Annotated in this window: 13 protein-coding genes and 1 pseudogene; 9 read left to right on the top strand and 5 right to left on the bottom strand. The window is 39.5% G+C overall.

What is annotated here, in order from left to right:
• Positions 1-44: 44 nt before the first annotated feature.
• The 4 genes from LC605_RS01445 to LC605_RS01430 form a co-directional block, all read right to left on the bottom strand.
• Positions 45-2,489, bottom strand: a complete 2,445-nt coding sequence (locus tag LC605_RS01445; protein ID WP_229545805.1) for a filamentous hemagglutinin N-terminal domain-containing protein — start codon at positions 2,487-2,489, stop codon at positions 45-47.
• A gap of 71 nt (positions 2,490-2,560) precedes the next feature.
• On the bottom strand, positions 2,561-3,424 hold the full coding sequence (locus LC605_RS01440; RefSeq protein WP_229545804.1) for a TauD/TfdA family dioxygenase: 864 nt from the start codon (positions 3,422-3,424) through the stop codon (positions 2,561-2,563).
• Positions 3,425-3,616: 192 nt separating this feature from the next.
• On the bottom strand, positions 3,617-4,330 hold the full coding sequence (locus LC605_RS01435) for a hypothetical protein (RefSeq protein WP_229545803.1): 714 nt from the start codon (positions 4,328-4,330) through the stop codon (positions 3,617-3,619).
• A 694-nt stretch (positions 4,331-5,024) separates the two neighbouring features.
• Positions 5,025-5,513 carry a DUF4385 domain-containing protein gene (locus LC605_RS01430; RefSeq protein ID WP_229545802.1) on the bottom strand — a complete coding sequence of 163 codons (489 nt, stop codon included), beginning with the start codon at positions 5,511-5,513 and terminating at the stop codon, positions 5,025-5,027.
• A 137-nt stretch (positions 5,514-5,650) separates the two neighbouring features.
• Between LC605_RS01430 and LC605_RS01425 the strand changes: the two genes are divergently transcribed.
• A complete protein-coding gene (locus LC605_RS01425; protein ID WP_229545801.1) occupies positions 5,651-5,800 on the top strand; it encodes a hypothetical protein in 150 nt (49 codons plus the stop codon).
• A gap of 224 nt (positions 5,801-6,024) precedes the next feature.
• Positions 6,025-6,969: pseudogene (locus tag LC605_RS01420) on the top strand (DUF4351 domain-containing protein).
• A 295-nt stretch (positions 6,970-7,264) separates the two neighbouring features.
• On the opposite strand, the gene LC605_RS01415 reads toward LC605_RS01420, so the two are convergent.
• The gene (locus tag LC605_RS01415) at positions 7,265-7,492 is read right to left on the bottom strand and encodes a hypothetical protein (RefSeq protein ID WP_229545800.1); all 228 of its coding nucleotides are present in this window, start codon (positions 7,490-7,492) and stop codon (positions 7,265-7,267) included.
• Between the two features lie 451 nt (positions 7,493-7,943).
• Between LC605_RS01415 and LC605_RS01410 the strand changes: the two genes are divergently transcribed.
• From LC605_RS01410 to LC605_RS01380, 7 genes are all read left to right on the top strand, one after another.
• Positions 7,944-8,129, top strand: coding sequence for a hypothetical protein (locus LC605_RS01410; protein WP_229545799.1), 186 nt, complete (start codon positions 7,944-7,946; stop codon positions 8,127-8,129).
• A 151-nt stretch (positions 8,130-8,280) separates the two neighbouring features.
• Positions 8,281-9,015 (top strand): transposase, encoded by a 735-nt coding sequence (locus LC605_RS01405; protein WP_229545798.1) that lies wholly within the window; start codon positions 8,281-8,283, stop codon positions 9,013-9,015.
• Positions 9,005-9,148, top strand: a complete 144-nt coding sequence (locus LC605_RS01400; protein ID WP_229545797.1) for a hypothetical protein — start codon at positions 9,005-9,007, stop codon at positions 9,146-9,148. Before LC605_RS01405 ends, LC605_RS01400 begins: the two co-directional genes overlap by 11 nt.
• Before the next feature lie 709 nt (positions 9,149-9,857).
• A complete protein-coding gene (locus LC605_RS01395) occupies positions 9,858-12,287 on the top strand; it encodes a dynamin family protein (protein WP_229545796.1) in 2,430 nt (809 codons plus the stop codon).
• Between the two features lie 72 nt (positions 12,288-12,359).
• Complete coding sequence (locus LC605_RS01390; protein ID WP_229545795.1) at positions 12,360-13,571, top strand: hypothetical protein; 1,212 nt, start codon at positions 12,360-12,362, stop codon at positions 13,569-13,571.
• Positions 13,572-13,715: 144 nt separating this feature from the next.
• Positions 13,716-16,733 (top strand): hypothetical protein, encoded by a 3,018-nt coding sequence (locus LC605_RS01385; RefSeq protein ID WP_229545794.1) that lies wholly within the window; start codon positions 13,716-13,718, stop codon positions 16,731-16,733.
• Between the two features lie 16 nt (positions 16,734-16,749).
• Positions 16,750-18,603: a ShlB/FhaC/HecB family hemolysin secretion/activation protein gene (locus LC605_RS01380; protein WP_229545793.1), complete on the top strand. Its 1,854-nt coding sequence runs from the start codon at positions 16,750-16,752 to the stop codon at positions 18,601-18,603.
• Positions 18,604-18,855: the final 252 nt, after the last annotated feature.

Raw genomic sequence — 18,855 nt, 5'->3', positions numbered from 1 at the left:
ACAGTCCAGACTGCTGCTTTTGGTTAGAAACGTTCTGTTTGTTTTTAAGATGGTTGAGAACGGCGGCAAGAAGTTTGTGTCCAGGAAGAGTATGGAACTACTTTAGGCGATCTATTTGTTAATCTTACGGTACCATCACCATTACTGAGCCACCCTTGCGCTTCTACGTACTTTTCCGGCGATTTAATTCCAATTCCAGTTGATTCCATGATTTCTTTTGATTGTGTCACTGAAGCAGGAGCGGATTCATCTCTCCAACCATAAAAACTATTGAGGATGCTAATAGGACTACTTGGAATTACTCCAGTCCTGGCATCTACAAACTCCGTTCGTTCTCCTAACTGCGCGGCACATCTTTGAGTAGCTTCGGGAATAACTACTGCTGATGGAACTGTGGCTGTTCTATTAAAATCGGTTTGTGGAGCATTAATTTTAACTGTGCCGTTAATACCTTGCTCAGAACTTGCTGTAATTTTACTATCAGACGAAAGAAAGACCCCTCTGCCATTAATTTGTATATTTCCACCCTGCCCCTCAACGGCATTAGCTGTAATACTGCTACTTTCTAAAGCAGTTAGTATACCTGTATTGATGGATATGTTACCGCCATCTCCATTTCCCCCAGCAGTGGCAGTAATAGTACTATTGTTGCGTAATCGTAAATCCTGAGAGTTTACAAGAATATTGCCACCTTGACCAGAAGCCGTTGTTGCTGTGATAGAACTTTTATCCTTTAAAAAAATGGATCTACTGTTGATTGTGAGCGTTCCTGCTTTACCTGCCCCTTGATTTCTAACACTAATTACCCCATGTGTCAGGCTCAAGCGGTTGGTATTAATTTTTATTTCGCCAGGTTCTCCACTAGGCGATGGTGGAGCTTGAAGTTGCTCTCGCCTAGCTGGATTTGCTGCAACAATCGCCGAGCTAATACTACCACCTTTTACGTCTATGTCAGAAGCATTGATAGTGACAATACCCGCGATGCCAGAGCCTGTGCTGGAAGTATTAACCGTTGCATCATCTCCTAGCGCCAACCTTGGGGTGTTGATTGTCAAGTTTCCAGCATTGCCTTGATTAAAAGCTACAGAAGATAAAAGGCTATTCGCGCGTCCTGGGGAATTAACCACTTCCGCAGAGTTGGTGATCTGTATAGAATTAATTGCATCTATAGTTATATTTCCTGCTGTACCTGCTCCAAGACTTAGAGACGTTATCTGCCCTCCATCCATAGCCTCTAGCCGTCGTGTTCTTACCTTAATATCTCCTGCTTTTCCAGAAGATAATGCAGTAGTAGCAATGCTGCTAACAGCAAAAGGATTGAACGCTGAAGCTCCAATTAACTTTATTAAATCTGCATTGATAGTCAAATTACCCCCATTAGCAACATTGTAGTTTCTATTGCTGATAGCTCCTCCTCCCTGAATATCTAATTGCTTGGCAGAAACATCTATTCTTCCCCCGTTTCCAGAACCTACAGATTCAGTTCGGATAACACTAACAAATCTCCTATCTAGAGAGTTGCCGCTCAATTTCAATGAATCAGAGGCACTTATTTGAATACCTCCCCAAGGTTGAGAGCCTAAATTTTGACTTAAAACTACTGAACCATTACTTATAAATATATGCTTGCCCTGTATACCGATAGAACCACCTCTATCCCCACTGGTATCTACTAACGCCTGTTGAGATAAATGAATATCTTTAAAAGAAGATACTCCTTCGTAGTTTAAGGGTGAACTCTGAGCAGATGGACTAAAACTGACCAATCCAAAGTCAACACTCCCCAACTCAATTCGTCCTTGTTCCGCAGTCAGAGTAGCGCCTTCTACGTTTATTTCACCCCCGACCAATGCTAAGGTTTTTCCCGATGAAACGCGCAGATCAGTTACGCTGTTGTTTCGAGAGATTGGTGAACTCCCAATGCTTGGAGACGTAAGTCCTTGACCAGTCCCGTTAACTTGAATCTTACCTGCATTGCGGCTAACTTGGAATCCAAGAGGTACGCTAATAGTCAGCAATGGTTGAACTTGGGGATTTGTAGCATTAAACTCAGAACCGTCAGCAAACTTGATAGCGCTGGCGGTACTCGCAAAAAACGAGCCGCCAACCTCTAATCGGCTATTTTGACCAAAAATAATTCCGTTAGGATTGAGCAGGAATAGGTTAGCCGTACCGTTAGTTTTAAGGATACCATCAATATTAGATACTGAATTCCCTGTTACTCGGGTGAAAATATTTTGAATATTTGCTGCATTGTTGAATAAAACCGTGCTGTTAGTGGGAATAGAAAACTTTTCAAAACTATGGAATAAATTTCCATCCTTTACGGTGCCCCTATCAATGATTGTGATGCTACCTTGCGGTGTCACTACAGAATTAATAGGTAGCGTTTTATCTGGAGCAACTTGTGCTGTAACTGGTAAAGAAGCTAGCAAGAAAAACGAAAAGCTTCCTTGAAGACTCCAAAATGAAGTAACACTTGCTTTCAAGATAATCCCCCTTATATGGTTGCAATTAGCGCTTATAAAGTCAATAAATTAGGATTGATTTTAGCAAAAAATCAACTATCCACGACCCCTAGACGTAGCGCAATACGTTTATACTTTGCTGCATCATATGGGATGCCTCTATGCATCACCTGTGAGTTATCCCAAAAGAGAATATCTCCTTTTTGCCAAACATGGGAGTAAACTGGTGTGCGCTCTAGGACAGTCTGAAACAGATGCCCCCAGAAATGCTTTACGTCTTCTGGTTTATCCTCCATGCCAACAGGGATTGTTAATTCAACGCCTAGATATAATCCTTTTTTGCCAGTAACCTTATGAGTCGATACAATAGGATGCACTTTTGTAGGAATATCAACAGCTTCTTTTGAGAAACTGGGGGCTTTATGATACAAAGATATTTTTTCTAATTGCTGCTGTTGTTGATAGTCTAAATTGTTGTAGGCTTCTATCAAGTCAAGAAACTGAGTTTTGTGGGGCTGTCCATCTAGATCAAGAGCAGGCACTTCCATCCCATAAAGCATCACAACATAGAGTGCATTCATATCCAGTCCTGCGTGCCGAGGGAGTCCATCTTTATCTTGATGCCATTTCCAGGCGAACTTTTCCGTTGGTTCCGTTTCTCCCTTTGGATTACCCAAAATATAAACGTATTGGCTTTGAAAGTCTGGGCTAATATCAGGATCTAGTGTTTTGTTACCACCAAACATTAGATTCCCAAAAGTCTGCCTTGAGAATTCCTCCAACTTGGATGCGGTAAGGCTTTGCTGTCTGACAACAACAACACCGTGTTCCCAAAGAGATTTCTTAAAATTATGTCTCTGTTGCTCCGTGAGGTCAGCAAGATTGCAGCCTTGCAATACTTCAACTCCGAGCCTCGACTGATACTGAATTTGCTCCTGCTGTTTGCCTGAAGTCATACGAGCTAAAATGAGTCGTTAAAAAGGGACACTAATTATAAATCTTGCACTTTTAATGAAATTATTTTTGCAAATAAAAATAATTGTAAAATTTCGTTATCAGATCGCTTCACTGATCGTCTTAACTTGATGATAAATTAAACAAGTATGTAGTTGCAAATCCGGTTTACTGTATAGAGTAATACTCAGATATTATTCGTCATCCTCATAATCGAAATCATCATCACCATGTTCTTCGTACCACTTTCTTTCTGACTCCAAAGCGATTTCTCTCTCTAGCCTGAATCTCTCTAGAGTTTCTATTTCTTGCTTTTTCTTCTCTAACTTTCTCTTTTCAACTATTTCCCTTTCTATCCTTTCTCTTTTTCTAGTTTCTCTTTCTACCCTCTCTGTTTCAAGCCTAATTAATCGCCGCTCGACTCGCTCACAGTAGAAATCCAAAGCCTTACCTGTGACACCTCCGGTAATTGCGCCACCAACTAAGAATATCAAGGCAGTTTTCCAGTTACCCATGGGATTGCCACTCCACTCCAGAGTACCTTCATTGAGCCACACCAGTAGAAAGTAGACAAGAATTCCAATAACTGTATTGATGAGAGCAAAAACTCTTGGTGTCATTTCGGATTGACGAAGTATCAGCCACTGTGCAAGGGTAAGAATCACACCAAAGATGACGGCAGCGATTCCTGAGAGAATAACATTATCTGTCAAAGTGAAAGGATCTACTCCAAATCTAATGATTAGTGCGATCGTAATACCAGACAGCAAAAAGCTTAGGAGTAAGCTAGCACCAATCGCCAGAAACCAGTAGCGACCGAGATAACCCAGGCGTAATTCTAACAACCACTCTTGTACTCCAAACAAAGTCATCCAAAATACAATACCCGCCGTCAAATAATCAAGCATTAGCCGTATCAGTTATCAAGTATCCGCATTATCAGTTATCCCCATTATCAGTTATCAACCGTGATACAGCATTTACTGTTAACTGTTCATTGATTTAAAGAGGGGAATTTCTATCTCGATAGAACCAATGGTGACTAGAATTGTGTTGGGAACCAATGGTTCCTAGAATTCAGTTACCTCTCTTGTGTGCAGCTTATCTCGATAGAACCAATGGTTCCTAGAATCCAGTTACCTCTCTTGTGTGCGTCAAATCAAGTTTCAACTTATACCGAATATCCACGAGTCGAAAAATTGATTGTCGGTGTCTGTGCGATTGCATTCGTGAGAGATTAAGGTCATATACCATTTGTCAATAAGCGATTGTACTTAAAATATTACCCCAAATCGTGGTTGGAAACAGAATTTTTAGGTAGGCGATGCCTAGGTTGGGCTACGCCTACGCGTAATCTGAAATACGCATCTTTATTCTTGACCTATAAGTTCAGTACAATAGTTAACTTAATACCTCTGCTTTTCCCAAATTTTCATCATAATTTCTAATTGACAAAAGTAAGATTATCTTAACCTCTCACCGATGGGCAAGACTAAAATAGTGCATTACAAATGTCTCAAATATTGAGATTTTAGAAACATAACCTAATTTTTCTATTGCCACATTTTAGCCTTGCCACGCCACTACGAAAGTTACTTAATTTCAAGTTGACAGAGTACTAGCTACTTCATACATCTGCTTATGCTTGGCTAAAAGCTCCTGATATTTCTTATTTGTCTTTGCTTGTACCCACTTGGCTTTAAATATTGCTGCTGACTCGGATTTAACTGGGTCTACTTCATAGGGAAGAATCTCTTTTTTGGAATCGGAAGTTTCCGAATTTTCTTTATACTTCCTGCCGCTTTTATGATTAGCATAACGGCGAGAGCGAGTATAACCCATTTGGATAAACTTTCGTGCCATATCCGCGCCAACAAAATCATCTTGTTCTAGATAAACAAGAAACATAGAGTAGATTTTTTCACTTGACTCTCTAGCAATATCAGGAGTTTTGAAGCGCCAGTAAGGAAGAATTTCTGATTTGTATGGTTCTACCAAAAGTACACCCTGCTCACCCTTGCCAACACGATAGAGTTCAGGATGTTGGCGAAAATCAATATTTTTAAAGTCTAAAGAATAATCAAAAGCCATGAGAGATTTTTATTAGCAATAGTAAACTTTCAAAAAAAGTTCAACTTCTATCTAAGTATTGAGAACTAAAGTATTTCGCCAAGCTGCTACTAGCAAAATCATTACTGCATCGCATCTAATTAACCGTGTGGTTTCAGATGATGAATCCTTCCCATAAAATTCAAGTGAGGAAACACCAAAAAGAGCGATCGCTAGTGACAAAGCAGTACACTGGTACTATGAAAATCCCCGACTGCGATCGCTGTCTCCTGTATGCCCATCGTTACACAGTACACCAAAAGCGTTGACCTGACGTCTATTTCATTGGGGGGTGTGGACGGCGGGTTAATCCCATGCTTATACTGCTAGAATGCAGTATAAGCCGTATTTCGTTCTTGTTCATCTTGGCGTTTGGTTTCCTTTTCCTGCCTCTGACGAAGACGATAATCCAGCACGTTTTGGATAAAATGGGTTGTAAATACAGATAAAATATTATTAATCACTTCCAATTAATTTTTAATAACCCAATTGAATGACTCGATTTGTACATGACGAATTCGCCAAAGATTATCTTGAAGAGCTGTTAAAACCTTACGGGCAAGTCAAATCATCATCAAAAATCTCAGGAGAGATCAAAGAAATTGATGTGTTATTTACTCCTTCAGCACAGCAAACCTCTAATTTAGAAGTGCTAGGGCTACTGGGAAGATTTGCCGAATTTCCGGCAATATTATAACCATTTAGGAACGCAGCCTCTGCTGATGAAATCTGTGATTGTATTCAAAAATTATTAGAAGTAAAAGCTCTATTGCGACGAGACGCTAAAGCGAATAAAACCAGACTCCAAGAGTCAGATATTCCGAAATTATGGATTCTTAGTCCAACTGCGTCCCCAGCACTACTGTCGAGCTTTAATGTTAATCAGAAATTGGGGTGGTTGCCAGGAGTATACTTTTTAGGTGATGCTCTACGGACAGCAATTGTAGCTATACATCAACTACCGCAAACACCAGAAACATTGTGGCTAAGAATTCTTGGCAGGGGAAGTGTGCAGTCACAGGCAATTGTGGAATTATCGGCGTTACCATCTCTTCATCCATACAAGCAAGCAACGCTAGAATTAGTTTACAACCTGCGCCAGAATTTGAGAATCAATCAAAATTTAGAATCAGATGATCAGGAGTTGATTATGCGATTAGAACCACTTTATCAGCAAGACCGTGAAAAAGCAAAACTTGAAGGCAGACAAGAAGGAAGACAAGAAGGAAGACAAGAAGGAAGACAAGAAGGGAAACAAGAAGGACAACAGGATTTAATTATACGTTTACTAAATCGCCGTTTTGGTGAAATTGATGCAGCATTGATTGAACGAATTCGAGGATTATCTCTTGAGCAATTGTCTATTCTAGGAGAGACGTTGTTAGACTTTTCTGTTGTGGCGGATTTAGAAGCTTGGTTAAATCAGCAAGCCGGATAACAACATGACCATTTAATGAAATTCAAAACTACAAAATAACCGACGAAAAGTAACGGTTTTGATGGAACAGTGTGGTACTCTGACCTATACTGCCACTTCCCTACACACACCACAGACGTACACCAATAAGGCACTCGCGTTCGCCCAAAAGCTACTGTCCTAGGTATCCGTGACAAAACGGCTCATAGGTGAGGCAACACAAATTGTCTCGCCAACCAGTACGGTGCGATCTGTGTGAAAGCAAGTAGTATTTTTAACTTAACAAGTAAAGCAGTTAATAGTAAGCCCTACTTCCTTAACCTCGCCACTCTACCCAATCGGGCGCTGCTGCCACCAGTTGGGCAAACTTCTCTGGGTTAATGTCATCGAACTTCAGCATCACCCCACAACGCTCATCACTCGTTAATGTACTCAGTAGTTCTTTAACCGCGTCAACACCGTATTGAAAGCGCTCAATCGCCAACTGAGCGTAATATTTTACCCGCTCCCACCAAGAAATACTGTCTGCTTCATCTGTGTCCACACCCCCCCCAATTATTATCTCCACTTTCATTAAGGGGGGGTGTGGACGGAGCGTTAATCCCATACTGAGCTTGCATTCTAGCAGCATGAACCGCATTTTTAGTTTGCTCCTCCTGCCGCTTTCTTTCCCTGTCCTCCCTCTGCCGTTGCCGATAAGAAAGTACGTTCTGGATAAACACCACATCCTCAGTATTCAGCCGATAGTACCTAACCCTTTGACCGAATGGCACTAAGAAAAGCTCTAAGCTATACAGGATAAGCGCTACAGATTTTAAAGCTATTAAACAGTGTCGTGGGGAGCAATGCGATGCAAGTTAGATCGGACTTAAATTCTCAGAAACGCAGAGCTAGATTCTCAATAAAAACAGTTATTTGGCTGCGATGCCTAGGTTGGGCTGCGCCTACGCAACCCTAAATAGGTGATTTAGCACCCGAATTTTAAGCACCTAACTTTGGAGCACTGCTCCCGTGTCGTGACGGAGCAGGCGAAAGTCCAGGATGAAGTGTTGCGATCGCTAATGAAGTTTGTTCCTGGTTACGCCAGGAGCGTTGTTGGGATGCCTGTGGCAGTAAACTATGCTATGCCTAACTCTAGACAGTGCAAAGATGTACGGGTTGTCCAAAAAATTTTTAGGTAGGAAAAGCGAAGCTCGTTCATGAAATACTTTCTTTCAAGACGAGCAAGCAAACATCATAAATACTACTGTGACGCTACGAGTACAAATTCTCACTTGATATCAACATAGTAGTCAACAGCCCGGATGTGGCTTCCCAATTGCTAAAATTGGTGTGGTATTCAGTTTGGTGACAGGAGCCGCCATTGCTTTGTGTATAGACGTTTTGAACACTCATGATATTAAATTAGCTAGGAGATTGTACAGTTTTCTCAAACCCAATGATGTGCTGGTAGGAGATAGAGCTTTTTGTGCTTACGCCGATATTTTTACTATCAAAAAGCTTAATTGTGATGCTGTATTCCGTAAACATCAATCTCGCACAACAACAATGCGAAAAGGTAACATTGTTGGGGATTGCGACAAATTAGTTACTTGGTATAAGCCGAAAAGTTGTCCCAAAGGATTAAGTAAAGATGAATTTGATGCTCTACCTCAAACCATAACTATACGAGAAATTTATTATTACATTGTTATTCCTGGTTTTCGGACTCAACGAATTAGCTTAATTACTACTCTTTTAGATAAAGAAACTTATTCCACTCTGGCAATTGTGGGGCTTTATGGTCAACGCTGGGATGTTGAACTAGATTTAAGACATCTCAAAACAACCTTGGGCATGGATGTTTTACGATGTAAAACACCCTCAATGGTACGTAAAGAAATTTATGTTTATTTGCTTGCTTATAATCTACTTCGTAGCTTAATGTGGAAGGCTGGCACTACTTATAATACCCCTCCAAATCGCCTATCTTTGCAAGGTACTCGCCATCATTTAAATAACTTTATTCCCAAATTAGAGGCTGCTGACTCTCAAAAACGGCTCAGTCTTTATCGCAATGAGACTTAAAGTTATTGCTCACAAGGCTGTTCCAGAACGTCCAGGTCGTAGTGAACCACGAACTCGTAAACGTCGCCCCAAAATTTACCCCTTGATGACCAAACCCCGGCATGAATTACGCAAGCAATTGCAAACGGCTTAAACCACAAGCGTTTCGGCTTTTCTTAGTGCCATTCGTTATATAGGACAGATTGATGCATTTGCTTTAAGTCAGCCATATCAATACTGTCGCTCTGCACGTATGGCTTACTCATTTGCAGAGGAGCTTTCCGATGAAGCCTCTGGGATTGGTTACGCTGTAGCTCCGCCCTATTCTCCAACGAGCATTTTAGTAGCTCAACAATGTTCTCAGATTGGGCAGTAATGCCAACACAGGTTTGCAGATTAAGAAAGTGGAGGTACGCTATTTGCGAATGGCTATTTGGGTAATAGCAATGAGACATTTTGAGATACTAAATTATGTTGAAATTCTGCAAGAAAGCTACGCTTATTTTGCTGGCTGTTAGCTGCTAAAGGTCAAAATTTTTTTCGGTGAGGCTGCATACTCTGCGAAACCCGTCCCGATATACAAGTAAGCTGTTCCACAAATAAACTTGCATATACTGGGTGGGCAAAATGCCCACCCCACAAGAGTTATATTTAACAAGGGTTATGCAAGTTAGATGTTTTTTAGCTTAACATTCAACACTTTTGGTAAGTAACTATAGGACTCATATTTGATTTTTCCAAAGCTAGGTACACCTTTATTCCTTCTTAAGAGTCCTCAGTAAAGAGTCCCCACGAGTAATTCAGTAATCAAATCAGATCGCTATAGCATTTCACTGCAATTAATAATTAGGGAACTAATAGCTATGATGATAGACGAAAACAATCAACGTCCAGCAGCAGAAATAGAACTGCTAACAAAACAAGAAATTCAAGACCACTTACCTGATGCCACAAGTGAGCAAGTAGAGCGGTTTGCAACTCAGGTTAAACGGTTGGAATTACTAACTAAATACTTTGAAAAGTATTCAACAAAAAATAAAAAATCTTTTCAAGGTATTTCTGTTACCGAAGATGAGGAAAACTTGCATATTATCTTAGCTAATGCCAAAAAGAAACTCAACTATAAACGACCCTATCGTATTGCTGTCATTGGGACTACAGGTGCAGGAAAAAGTACATTTATTAATGCTCTACTAGGCGATGATATTGTTGTTACAAAACCTGCTGGTAGACCGGCAACAGGTGCGGTTCTAGAAATTTTCTTTGATATACCAGAAACAGAACCGCGCAAAGCAATTGTAATTTATCGAGATGAAAAGAATATTCGCGGACTCATCTATGATTTTATTCAACGTTACGGGCTTGATGTTTCGTGGTTAAATAGAACCTTAGATTTAGGCTTTGCCAGTCAACTTTTAACCGTAGAACCACAACAGAAAGTTACTGAAGCAGAAGCGCGCACAAATTTTGAGAGACTGCGGAAAACATTGTCTGAGATCGTCGAACAGTATGCTAACAACATTAACAGTAATTTGCGGCGTGAGTTTTTAGTCGATAATTCCGAAGATCTTAAAGAGTTGAAAGAACTAACTGATGAATACAGCACTAATGTTAACGCCGAAAAGTCTTCTACTCGCAAAATCGGTTTAATTCAAACCGTTACTTATCATCTCCATCCAGTACGTAGTCATACTGATATACAAGCATTACAATTACCAAAAAACGTGTGCTTAGTTGACTTGCCTGGATTGGATGGTAGTGCTTTGCACAATATTATCATTACAGAAGGGATTAAAGAAGCTGATGCAATCATATACATCCAAAGACCAAGAAGAATTGATACTGATAGTGATTTAAATTTACTGAGTAATGTTCGCAAGTATATCAGTTTAGAAGGGAGTGCAGAATCTAACGAAAGTATATTTTTTGTCTTGAATGGTAAAGATACGATCGCAGAAGACCAAGTGCCAGCTAACCTGACGCAAGATATGCGCGACCAAATTGAAAAGTTTTTACCTGGTTATACAAAACACCCTACTCTTTGCGATCGCGGTAGTGAAGGTAATCCCTTTTTCCTGATATCTTCATGGGCAGCACTTCAGGCACAAAAGGCTCTTAGCGGAAAAACAATAGAAGACCCTAATACATATGATTCAGTCAAGCTAAAGCTTGACGTCAGAGACGGAAACCATTACCAAGTGCTACAAGCAAGTCAAGTTCCCAAACTGGTAGAAGAACTAACTAAATTTGCATGCGATCGCCGCATTGAAGCACAAATCCGCGATGGTAAATTGGCAATAGATACCATTGTTGATTTACTTCACGACGACTATAAGAATGAATACTTCAAACTAACCCGTAATCGAGGAGAATACTACTATCAAGAGAAGGAAGAAAATCAGCTTAAAGAACGACAACAACAACTAGAAAAAGAACTGATTAAATTTCGCATACACAACGAACTAGGATATTTAGACAACAGACGCCAGGAACTTGAAACTCAAGCCAAAACCATCTGCAATGAAACAGATAAGGATGTCCAAGAGAAAATGCCCTTGTTTTGGAAAAATAATTTTAAGTCTGGTATTGACCGTTTAGGCATCGGAGAAGTGGGTAAGCTATTGTACGAACCAATGCTTACCGAAGCGCAAATCTATATTTGGGATAAGCTAAATGCACGTCTCCCATCCCTAGCTAAATACCTGGTTCGAGGTTATACAGAAAATCTGCGGAGTTATCGATTAGCTCAGAGAATAGCTGAGAGTTGCTACGAATACAAGAAACTGCAAGAACTCGAATCAACAATTCAAGAATTGATAGATGCTAATATGCGCCGCGCAATGGTTGATGTTGGTCAACGGATTGCGATGACAAGAATGACTAACCCAGATACTTACTTAACTGCTTTGACTTCAGATGGCAAACCCCAAAGACCCCAATTACTTGACATCCTTTCTCGGATTCCGCGCATACCAGATGTAAACAGCAGTGATTTCTCTGAATTTATTAAACAAGTACGACAGGAATACGAACCTTTAGTGTCTGGCTATTGTGTCATTTGCCTATTAAATCTCTATCGCTACGAAATGATTCAGATTGAGAATCATCTTTTGAACTTAATAGCAGATATTTTTCGTGGAATACGCAATTCAGACGATCCAGTTTTGAAAGCGAAAATTCGTAGCAGTCTCAAACTTGATTCCGAATGGCAACTTGTGGAATTACTTGCAGAAAAAATCGCTGCACTTTTCCAAATTAAGCAGTTGGGTATGATGCACAAACCTAGTTTTTAGGATACAAGCAGCTTCAAAATTAGGCGTTGCTGCTAAATCAGCAACACCTAAAATTATTATGGAGAAAATGTAATGGCTAATTTGATTACAAGTTTAAAAAATATTATCCAAGAAAACTTTCAAGATCCATCAAGAGATATCCGCATTGGAATCTGGGGAACAAAAGGGTCAGGAAAGACTGTTTTTCTCTCAAGGCTGTACGATGCCCTAGAAGCATCACCAGATGAGTGGCTTGTTGCTGCCGATCCAGAAGCTCGCCAGTTTGTTAAGAAACACCGTAGAGAAATGGATAACACGAGAAAACCAGGTGTATTACCACTGCCTAATGAGAGAATTGACGAGATACCAATTTTCAGTTATGTACTCAAACCCCAGCAACTCGATATACCCGCCTCTAAAATTGTATTGGAATTTATCGATGCTCCTGGAGAGTTTTACGAAGATATATACAATGCAAGTGACATCATTGTGCGGAAAAAAAATAAATCCACCAGCAACGATCGCAAAATATTTACAAATGAGTATGAGGAGGTTGAACGAGAATATAAGGGAATAGTAGAATATTTGATGAGTTGCGATGGAATCATCTTTTTAATTGACCCAAAGGCAAGTTTTAAAGATGGCGATTCTTATCAAAGTCTGTTGATTGATTTATTTCAGGAATTTCAGGAACGCTCCTATCCTAGTAACGATTTTGAACGTTTAGAACAATACATGGCTTTTTGCGTCACTAAGGTTGACGATGACGATAATCTTTGGCGTCAAGCGCAAGATCCGCAAAAACTCGCCCTAGAATTAATGGGTTCACAAATGTTGAAGCGTCTTCAAACTTACTGCCACTTAGAACCAAACAAAGAAAAAAGGAATCAACTTCACAAATACAATCGTTGTCAGTTCTTTGGGGTCTCTGCCATAGGTCGCTATCAAGACTCAGGCGGGAGATGGCGTAAGGCTATTGAAGATCCTAACCAAAACAACCACACCTCACCGGATATTCAACAACCAGACATCCCGACACCAGAGAGTCGTTACAGTGGTGGATATGACCCAGAAGATTTACTTACAAATAAACCAAACAATCCAGAACCCAACACACCTAAGACTCCCCCACCATCAGAAGGTTTTGGATTGAACATCAAAAACTCAAACAATCTGGAGCCGCAAAAACACCAACCGACTATCAAACAAGGAGTGGAATGCCACCCAATCCATGTCATTGAACCAATCGCGTGGTTAATTGAGGGCATTTTAAACTGTCCACCTAAACTCCCCAACCACCAGTAAGTAGTTTTTAGGCATTAAGGGGCTTTCAGAAAAAGGAAAATTCGGAATTATGGCTTCTGGATTCTTCTCAATGCCCCTTTTGATGCTATTTCATACATCCCAGAAATACACAAGAGCAATCTAAATTCATCAACTGTATTTGTTATGAACGAGACATTAAGACACAGCCAGTTCATTTATGGCAAATTTGCTGGCAACGAAGATTCTGGATATTGCCTTGTTGCTCGTACTGCTGATTTAACTAATCAAGAGCAACTTGTAACAATGGTGGAAAAAACGCATCGCTTCTGGAAAGGACAACCACCTGCAAGAGATAATATCAGAGCAGCTGGTATCTTCTTACAAGACAATAATTTAGTATTAGTACAAGCATCAAGTTCTATTAACGAAAATGGACATCAGGTTAACAGTGGTGATCGGGATTTTATCCAACATCGCTATGTTTTTATTCCAATAAACTCGCTAGCAGTACTGCAAAGTAGAACTTATAAGTTACTTTATTGGATTTTGAACCAAATAATACCAATTCAATATGAGTTCAATGCCAATTTAGCACCTCTACAAATTCCACTTCTTGAGGAGCAAGTCTCAACAGAGTTTAGAGAAAAAGAGGTTACGAAAATACAACAATATTTGAGCGATCGCAATACTAAAATACCTTGGTTGTTAGAAGCAGAAGATGCATTGATTAATGGTCAGAGACTACTTCTAACACTGGATGATACTATTAAACCAGAAGATTTTTTAGAGATAATTTTGTTGTTGTTACCCGCTGTCTGTCGCAGTCAAGTTTCAGTTGCAGTAGGTACGCTAGATGAGCAGCAATGCAACTGGGCACAAGTACTCATCAAGTTTAACAATTCTCTCCAAAGTCGGCTTCCCGATGATTTAATTTGGTTGAATCGAGCAACTAAAAAAAATGAGGGGTGGTTTAACCAAAACCAGTTCAAATCTCACTATATCAGCTTGATTAATTCCATCGTTGATATCCCTGTAAAAGTTTCGCAACTCCTAGAACAGCTAGGAGCAATTAATCACAATAGAATAACTTTGCAAAATCTCACCGATCCACAAGTGATCGCCCGCTTGATACCCCTATTACCTAACGAACAACAAGATGCTGAAAGACGTAGATACTTATCAGAATTGAGTACAGAAGAATGGCAAACTATTATTCCAATAATTACTGATAATGACCAACAGGGATTAGCATTTGCTTTGCGTGAATTATCATACTCAACACCGAATTTACAACAATGTGTGCCACTCATATTTGATATATGGAAGCGGCTATCAAATGAAAAGCAGGTTTGTTTTTTGCAGACATTAGTAGAGAAAACTCAACATTTGCAACAACTCGAACAAAATGTAAAACTTGGCGAAATTTTATTAGAATATGGGCTGCTAGAACCATCTTATTCAGAATGTTCAGATACAGCAGTTCTGAGAGAGCTTATCACACTTAGTAAGAGTGTAGTTGCTTTAAAATCTCAGCATGATTGGAATTCAGCATCGCAATTTGCAACCCATCTTGCCACAAAGCCAATTTTTCAACAAGATAAAGCAGAATGTTTTTACTTACTAGATACACTTCTAAAAAGTGAAATTCCCATTCAAAACCTCTATAATTTCTTTAACTGCAAATTTGCAAATCTGCTTCCTTACGTTGAAAGCGTCAAAATTCAAGAAAGCAATTTGTACAGACAGCTACAAACTAAAAATGCGGAAGCTGCCGAGTTATTGAGTACGTTACTTATCAAGCGAAATGGGGTTTTAAATATTCTACCGCAACTGAGTAATTTGGTAGGAATGAATCATTTACAGCAGGATAGTTTTTATTACCAGTTTCTTACAAATTGGTCTCCACCTTATGAAGAAGCAAGAAAATTGTTAGTTGCTTTGATTAACTTAGATAATTTTAAACTAAATCAAACCCTTGGCTGGTTTGAAAACAAGAAAGCTGGACTTGTTGAAATCTTATCTAATTTCCAACAATCATCCAAACAATTTGATGATTGGGATAAACTAGCTAGTATTTTATACAATACTCCACAAGAATCTGTTGATTTTATTGACAAATTATTAGGGGAAAAGTTTCCAATTGATACATTACAAAAATGGTTGCCAATAATAGCCAATGATGAAAACATCAGGAAAACATTTTGTATAGATAGTTGTGCGTGGAACGTTATTCAACACCAAGATTTAAATAAACTTGTTGTTAAGTCACCACAATATGCTGTAACTCTAACACACTGTTTGCGAGACAGCGATCGTTTTGATTGGATAAAAGGCGACTTACTGTATTGTCTCTGCCAAAACTGGATTTCACAAAAATCAATTGATCCGCAATTACAAACTCTGATAACTATTCCTAGCGTGACTAAAGGATTCTTAAATCAAGACTGGTTGGAAATCCAAATGGTTGGTTGGAAGCTAGGAATTGAACTAAAGTTACCTCCTGTTAGACCCTCTCTGCAAGATGATGAAAAGAGAGCTTTATCAGACTATGCTCTTAAAGTCTTAGAAAATCATACCCAACTTCAACAAAGGCAAAGCTTGCTTTACGATTGTCGTGCTTGGGATCTAGGTTCCACAGAATTAAAAAATATTGCACTCAGGGTAGTAGAACTCTACACTCATCCCCAACAAACGCGAGACTTACTTAATAATTGTGAAACTTGGAAATTAAGCACAAATGAACAAAAAGAAATTCTCAAAACTGCGCCTAATCATGCTTGTAGTGTTGATTTAATACTAAAGTATCTAGGTTATGACGGTAAATCAATTAATCTAGAACAAGAGCTTAAGTTGTTAGAAACATTACTCCAAATCCAGCAATGTAACGAGGTAGAGATTGCAAATTTACGAGCCTTTTCTATTGATATTTTAACTAAGTTAGTATCTGAGAGTAATATAAATAGGATTAAATGGTGGCAAGAAACAGCCTCTCAAACACATATTTACCTTGAAGCTTTTAACCTTGCTATTAAAGATTTTGCACGTCAAATGAACTTTGAAAGGCTTAAAGATTACAGTAACAAGCTCAAGGATTATTCACTGCTTGATGAGGCAAGGTTGTTGTTTGAAGCTTACTTCTATTGTTTTTCAGAGGAGACTAGAAAACAAGCATGGCAGGAATTTAATAATTTTATTATCTAATTACCCAACTCATGTTATGATTTTTCGATTAAATATAATTAATGACAGTGTTACACTTGACATGAGTGCAGCGAGGTGGATGTGGCGGTTATGCATATTAAGCGCGATCGCAGTAGGAAAGTTAATTATCTTACCTCAAGTTGCTGTGGCAACAGAAGTTCTATTCAGTGGTGTAGAAAATAAAGGTACGATTTTCATCCTGAGTGTTGATAGTCCTTCATTATCAACTACTGAACCTGTCGTACTAACTCAAATTCCTTCCCCAGTCACGCCGACAGTTCCCGAACCGCCTCCAACTCCAACTCCTTCACCAAATGAAGAACTGCTGCAAACACCGCCTGCTGACTCTCCCACACCACAAGAAAACCAAGAAATTCCAGGGACATTTATAGTTAAGCAGTTTGAATTTATTGGTAATACTGCTTTTAGCGATAAAGAATTAGCGCAAGCAACTCAGAAATTAACAGGTACACCCATCACTTTTGCTGAACTGTTGCAAGCTGAAGAAATTCTTAGAGAAAAGTATACTGATGCAGGCTATATTAACTCTGATGCGGTGATTCCGGCTGGACAAAAATTTATTCGGGATGGGGGAGTTGTCAAAATTCAAATTGTGGAAGGGGGTATTGAAGCCATTCGCGTTCTGGGTACGCGCAGGCTTAACCCTGGATATATTAGTAGTCGGTTGGCAATAGCTACTCAAACACCATTAAATAAAAATCGACTATTGCAGGCTTTACAACTATTAAAACTCAACCCTTTAATTAAAACTGTTTCTGCTAATCTTACTTCGGGAGCGCGTCCTGAGTTAAATCTGTTGGAAGTAACCGTTGAAGAAGCAGACTCCTTCAAGACAAAATTGTTTGTTGATAATGGACGTGCGCCTAGCGTTGGTAGCGTTCGTAGAGGTATCCAAATTAACGAAGGTAATTTTTTTGGCATTGGAGATGCACTGCAAGCAACTTACACTAATACTGATGGTAGCAATGCTTATGATGTTAACTATACTGTTCCGATAAATCCCAATAACGCCACAATTAGGGTAGCGTATAGTACAAGCAACACAGAAGTAACCGAACCTCCTTTTAATCGTTTAGATATCTTAGGAGATTCGCACTCCTTAGAATTAAGCTTTCGTCAGCCGTTGTTTCAAACCCCTACAGAAGAGTTTGCTCTTGGTTTAACTATTTCGCAACAAGAAAGTCAAACTTCGTTATTAGGAGTTGACTTTCCTCTTTCTCCAGGTGCGGATGACGAAGGTAAAACCCGCATCTCTGCGTTGCGATTTTTTCAAGAATGGACAACCCGCAACCCAACAGAAGTATTTGCTTTGCGATCGCAATTTAATATCGGTATTGATGCATTTAATGCCACAATCAATAATAAACCACCCGACAGTCGCTTTTTTAGCTGGCGTGGACAGAGTCAATACGTGCGGCTGATCGCACCGGAAACCTTACTGTTACTTCGTTCTGACTTGCAATTCGCAGGTAGTGCGATTGTACCATTAGAACAATTTGCGATCGGTGGCTTTGGCAGTGTCAGAGGTTATCGACAAGATTTGCTATTGACAGATAACGGTGCGTTTTTATCGGCGGAGGTACAAATACCAATTCTCAAAGTACCAGAATCGCAAGGGGTTTTGCGAATTGCGCCATTTGTTGATTTTGGCGTAGGTTGGAACAGTTCAGGAGACACAAGGACAAATAGTAATACTCTGCTAGCGACTGGTTTGGGTTTGCAATGGCAAATGGGTAACTCTTTAGATGTTCGCTTGGATTGGGGAATACCCCTAGTTGATGTTGGAGGGAGGAACCGGACATTACAAGAAAGTGGTTTGTATTTTTCAGTTAATTACAGTCCGTTTTAGAATTTTGGTATTTCCAAAACGGTACATTAATTTACTTTTCTTAAAATTAAGAGTCTAATATCAAATCCGTTTGATATAACGGGACTTAAACATTTTTAATCCAATCGAGCATTGGTGGTCGCAACTGAAAGCTTTTTTACGTCAGTTTTCCCCAACAACAACAAAGATGGTTGATACGCTGATTGCAACCGCACTTGATTTATTTAATCCCAAGCATCTAAAAAATTGGTTTACAAACTGTTGTTACTGTAC

This window comes from Nostoc sp. CHAB 5836 (assembly GCF_020829445.1).
Lineage (GTDB): Bacteria > Cyanobacteriota > Cyanobacteriia > Cyanobacteriales > Nostocaceae > Nostoc.
The sequence above is the reverse complement of the archived record's forward strand: the minus strand, read 5'-3'. Positions and strand labels throughout refer to the sequence as shown.

Bases quoted from the DNA above. Each gene is read 5' to 3' on its own strand.
- LC605_RS01440 (WP_229545804.1), bottom strand. From the start codon at position 3,424: ATGACTTCAGGCAAACAGCAGGAGCAAATTCAGTATCAGTCGAGGCTC.
- LC605_RS01435 (WP_229545803.1), bottom strand. From the start codon at position 4,330: ATGCTTGATTATTTGACGGCGGGTATTGTATTTTGGATGACTTTGTTT.
- LC605_RS01430 (WP_229545802.1), bottom strand. From the start codon at position 5,513: ATGGCTTTTGATTATTCTTTAGACTTTAAAAATATTGATTTTCGCCAA.
- LC605_RS01425 (WP_229545801.1), top strand. From the start codon at position 5,651: ATGATGAATCCTTCCCATAAAATTCAAGTGAGGAAACACCAAAAAGAG.
- LC605_RS01400 (WP_229545797.1), top strand. From the start codon at position 9,005: ATGAGACTTAAAGTTATTGCTCACAAGGCTGTTCCAGAACGTCCAGGT.
- LC605_RS01395 (WP_229545796.1), top strand. From the start codon at position 9,858: ATGATGATAGACGAAAACAATCAACGTCCAGCAGCAGAAATAGAACTG.
- LC605_RS01390 (WP_229545795.1), top strand. From the start codon at position 12,360: ATGGCTAATTTGATTACAAGTTTAAAAAATATTATCCAAGAAAACTTT.
- LC605_RS01385 (WP_229545794.1), top strand. From the start codon at position 13,716: ATGAACGAGACATTAAGACACAGCCAGTTCATTTATGGCAAATTTGCT.
- LC605_RS01380 (WP_229545793.1), top strand. From the start codon at position 16,750: ATGATTTTTCGATTAAATATAATTAATGACAGTGTTACACTTGACATG.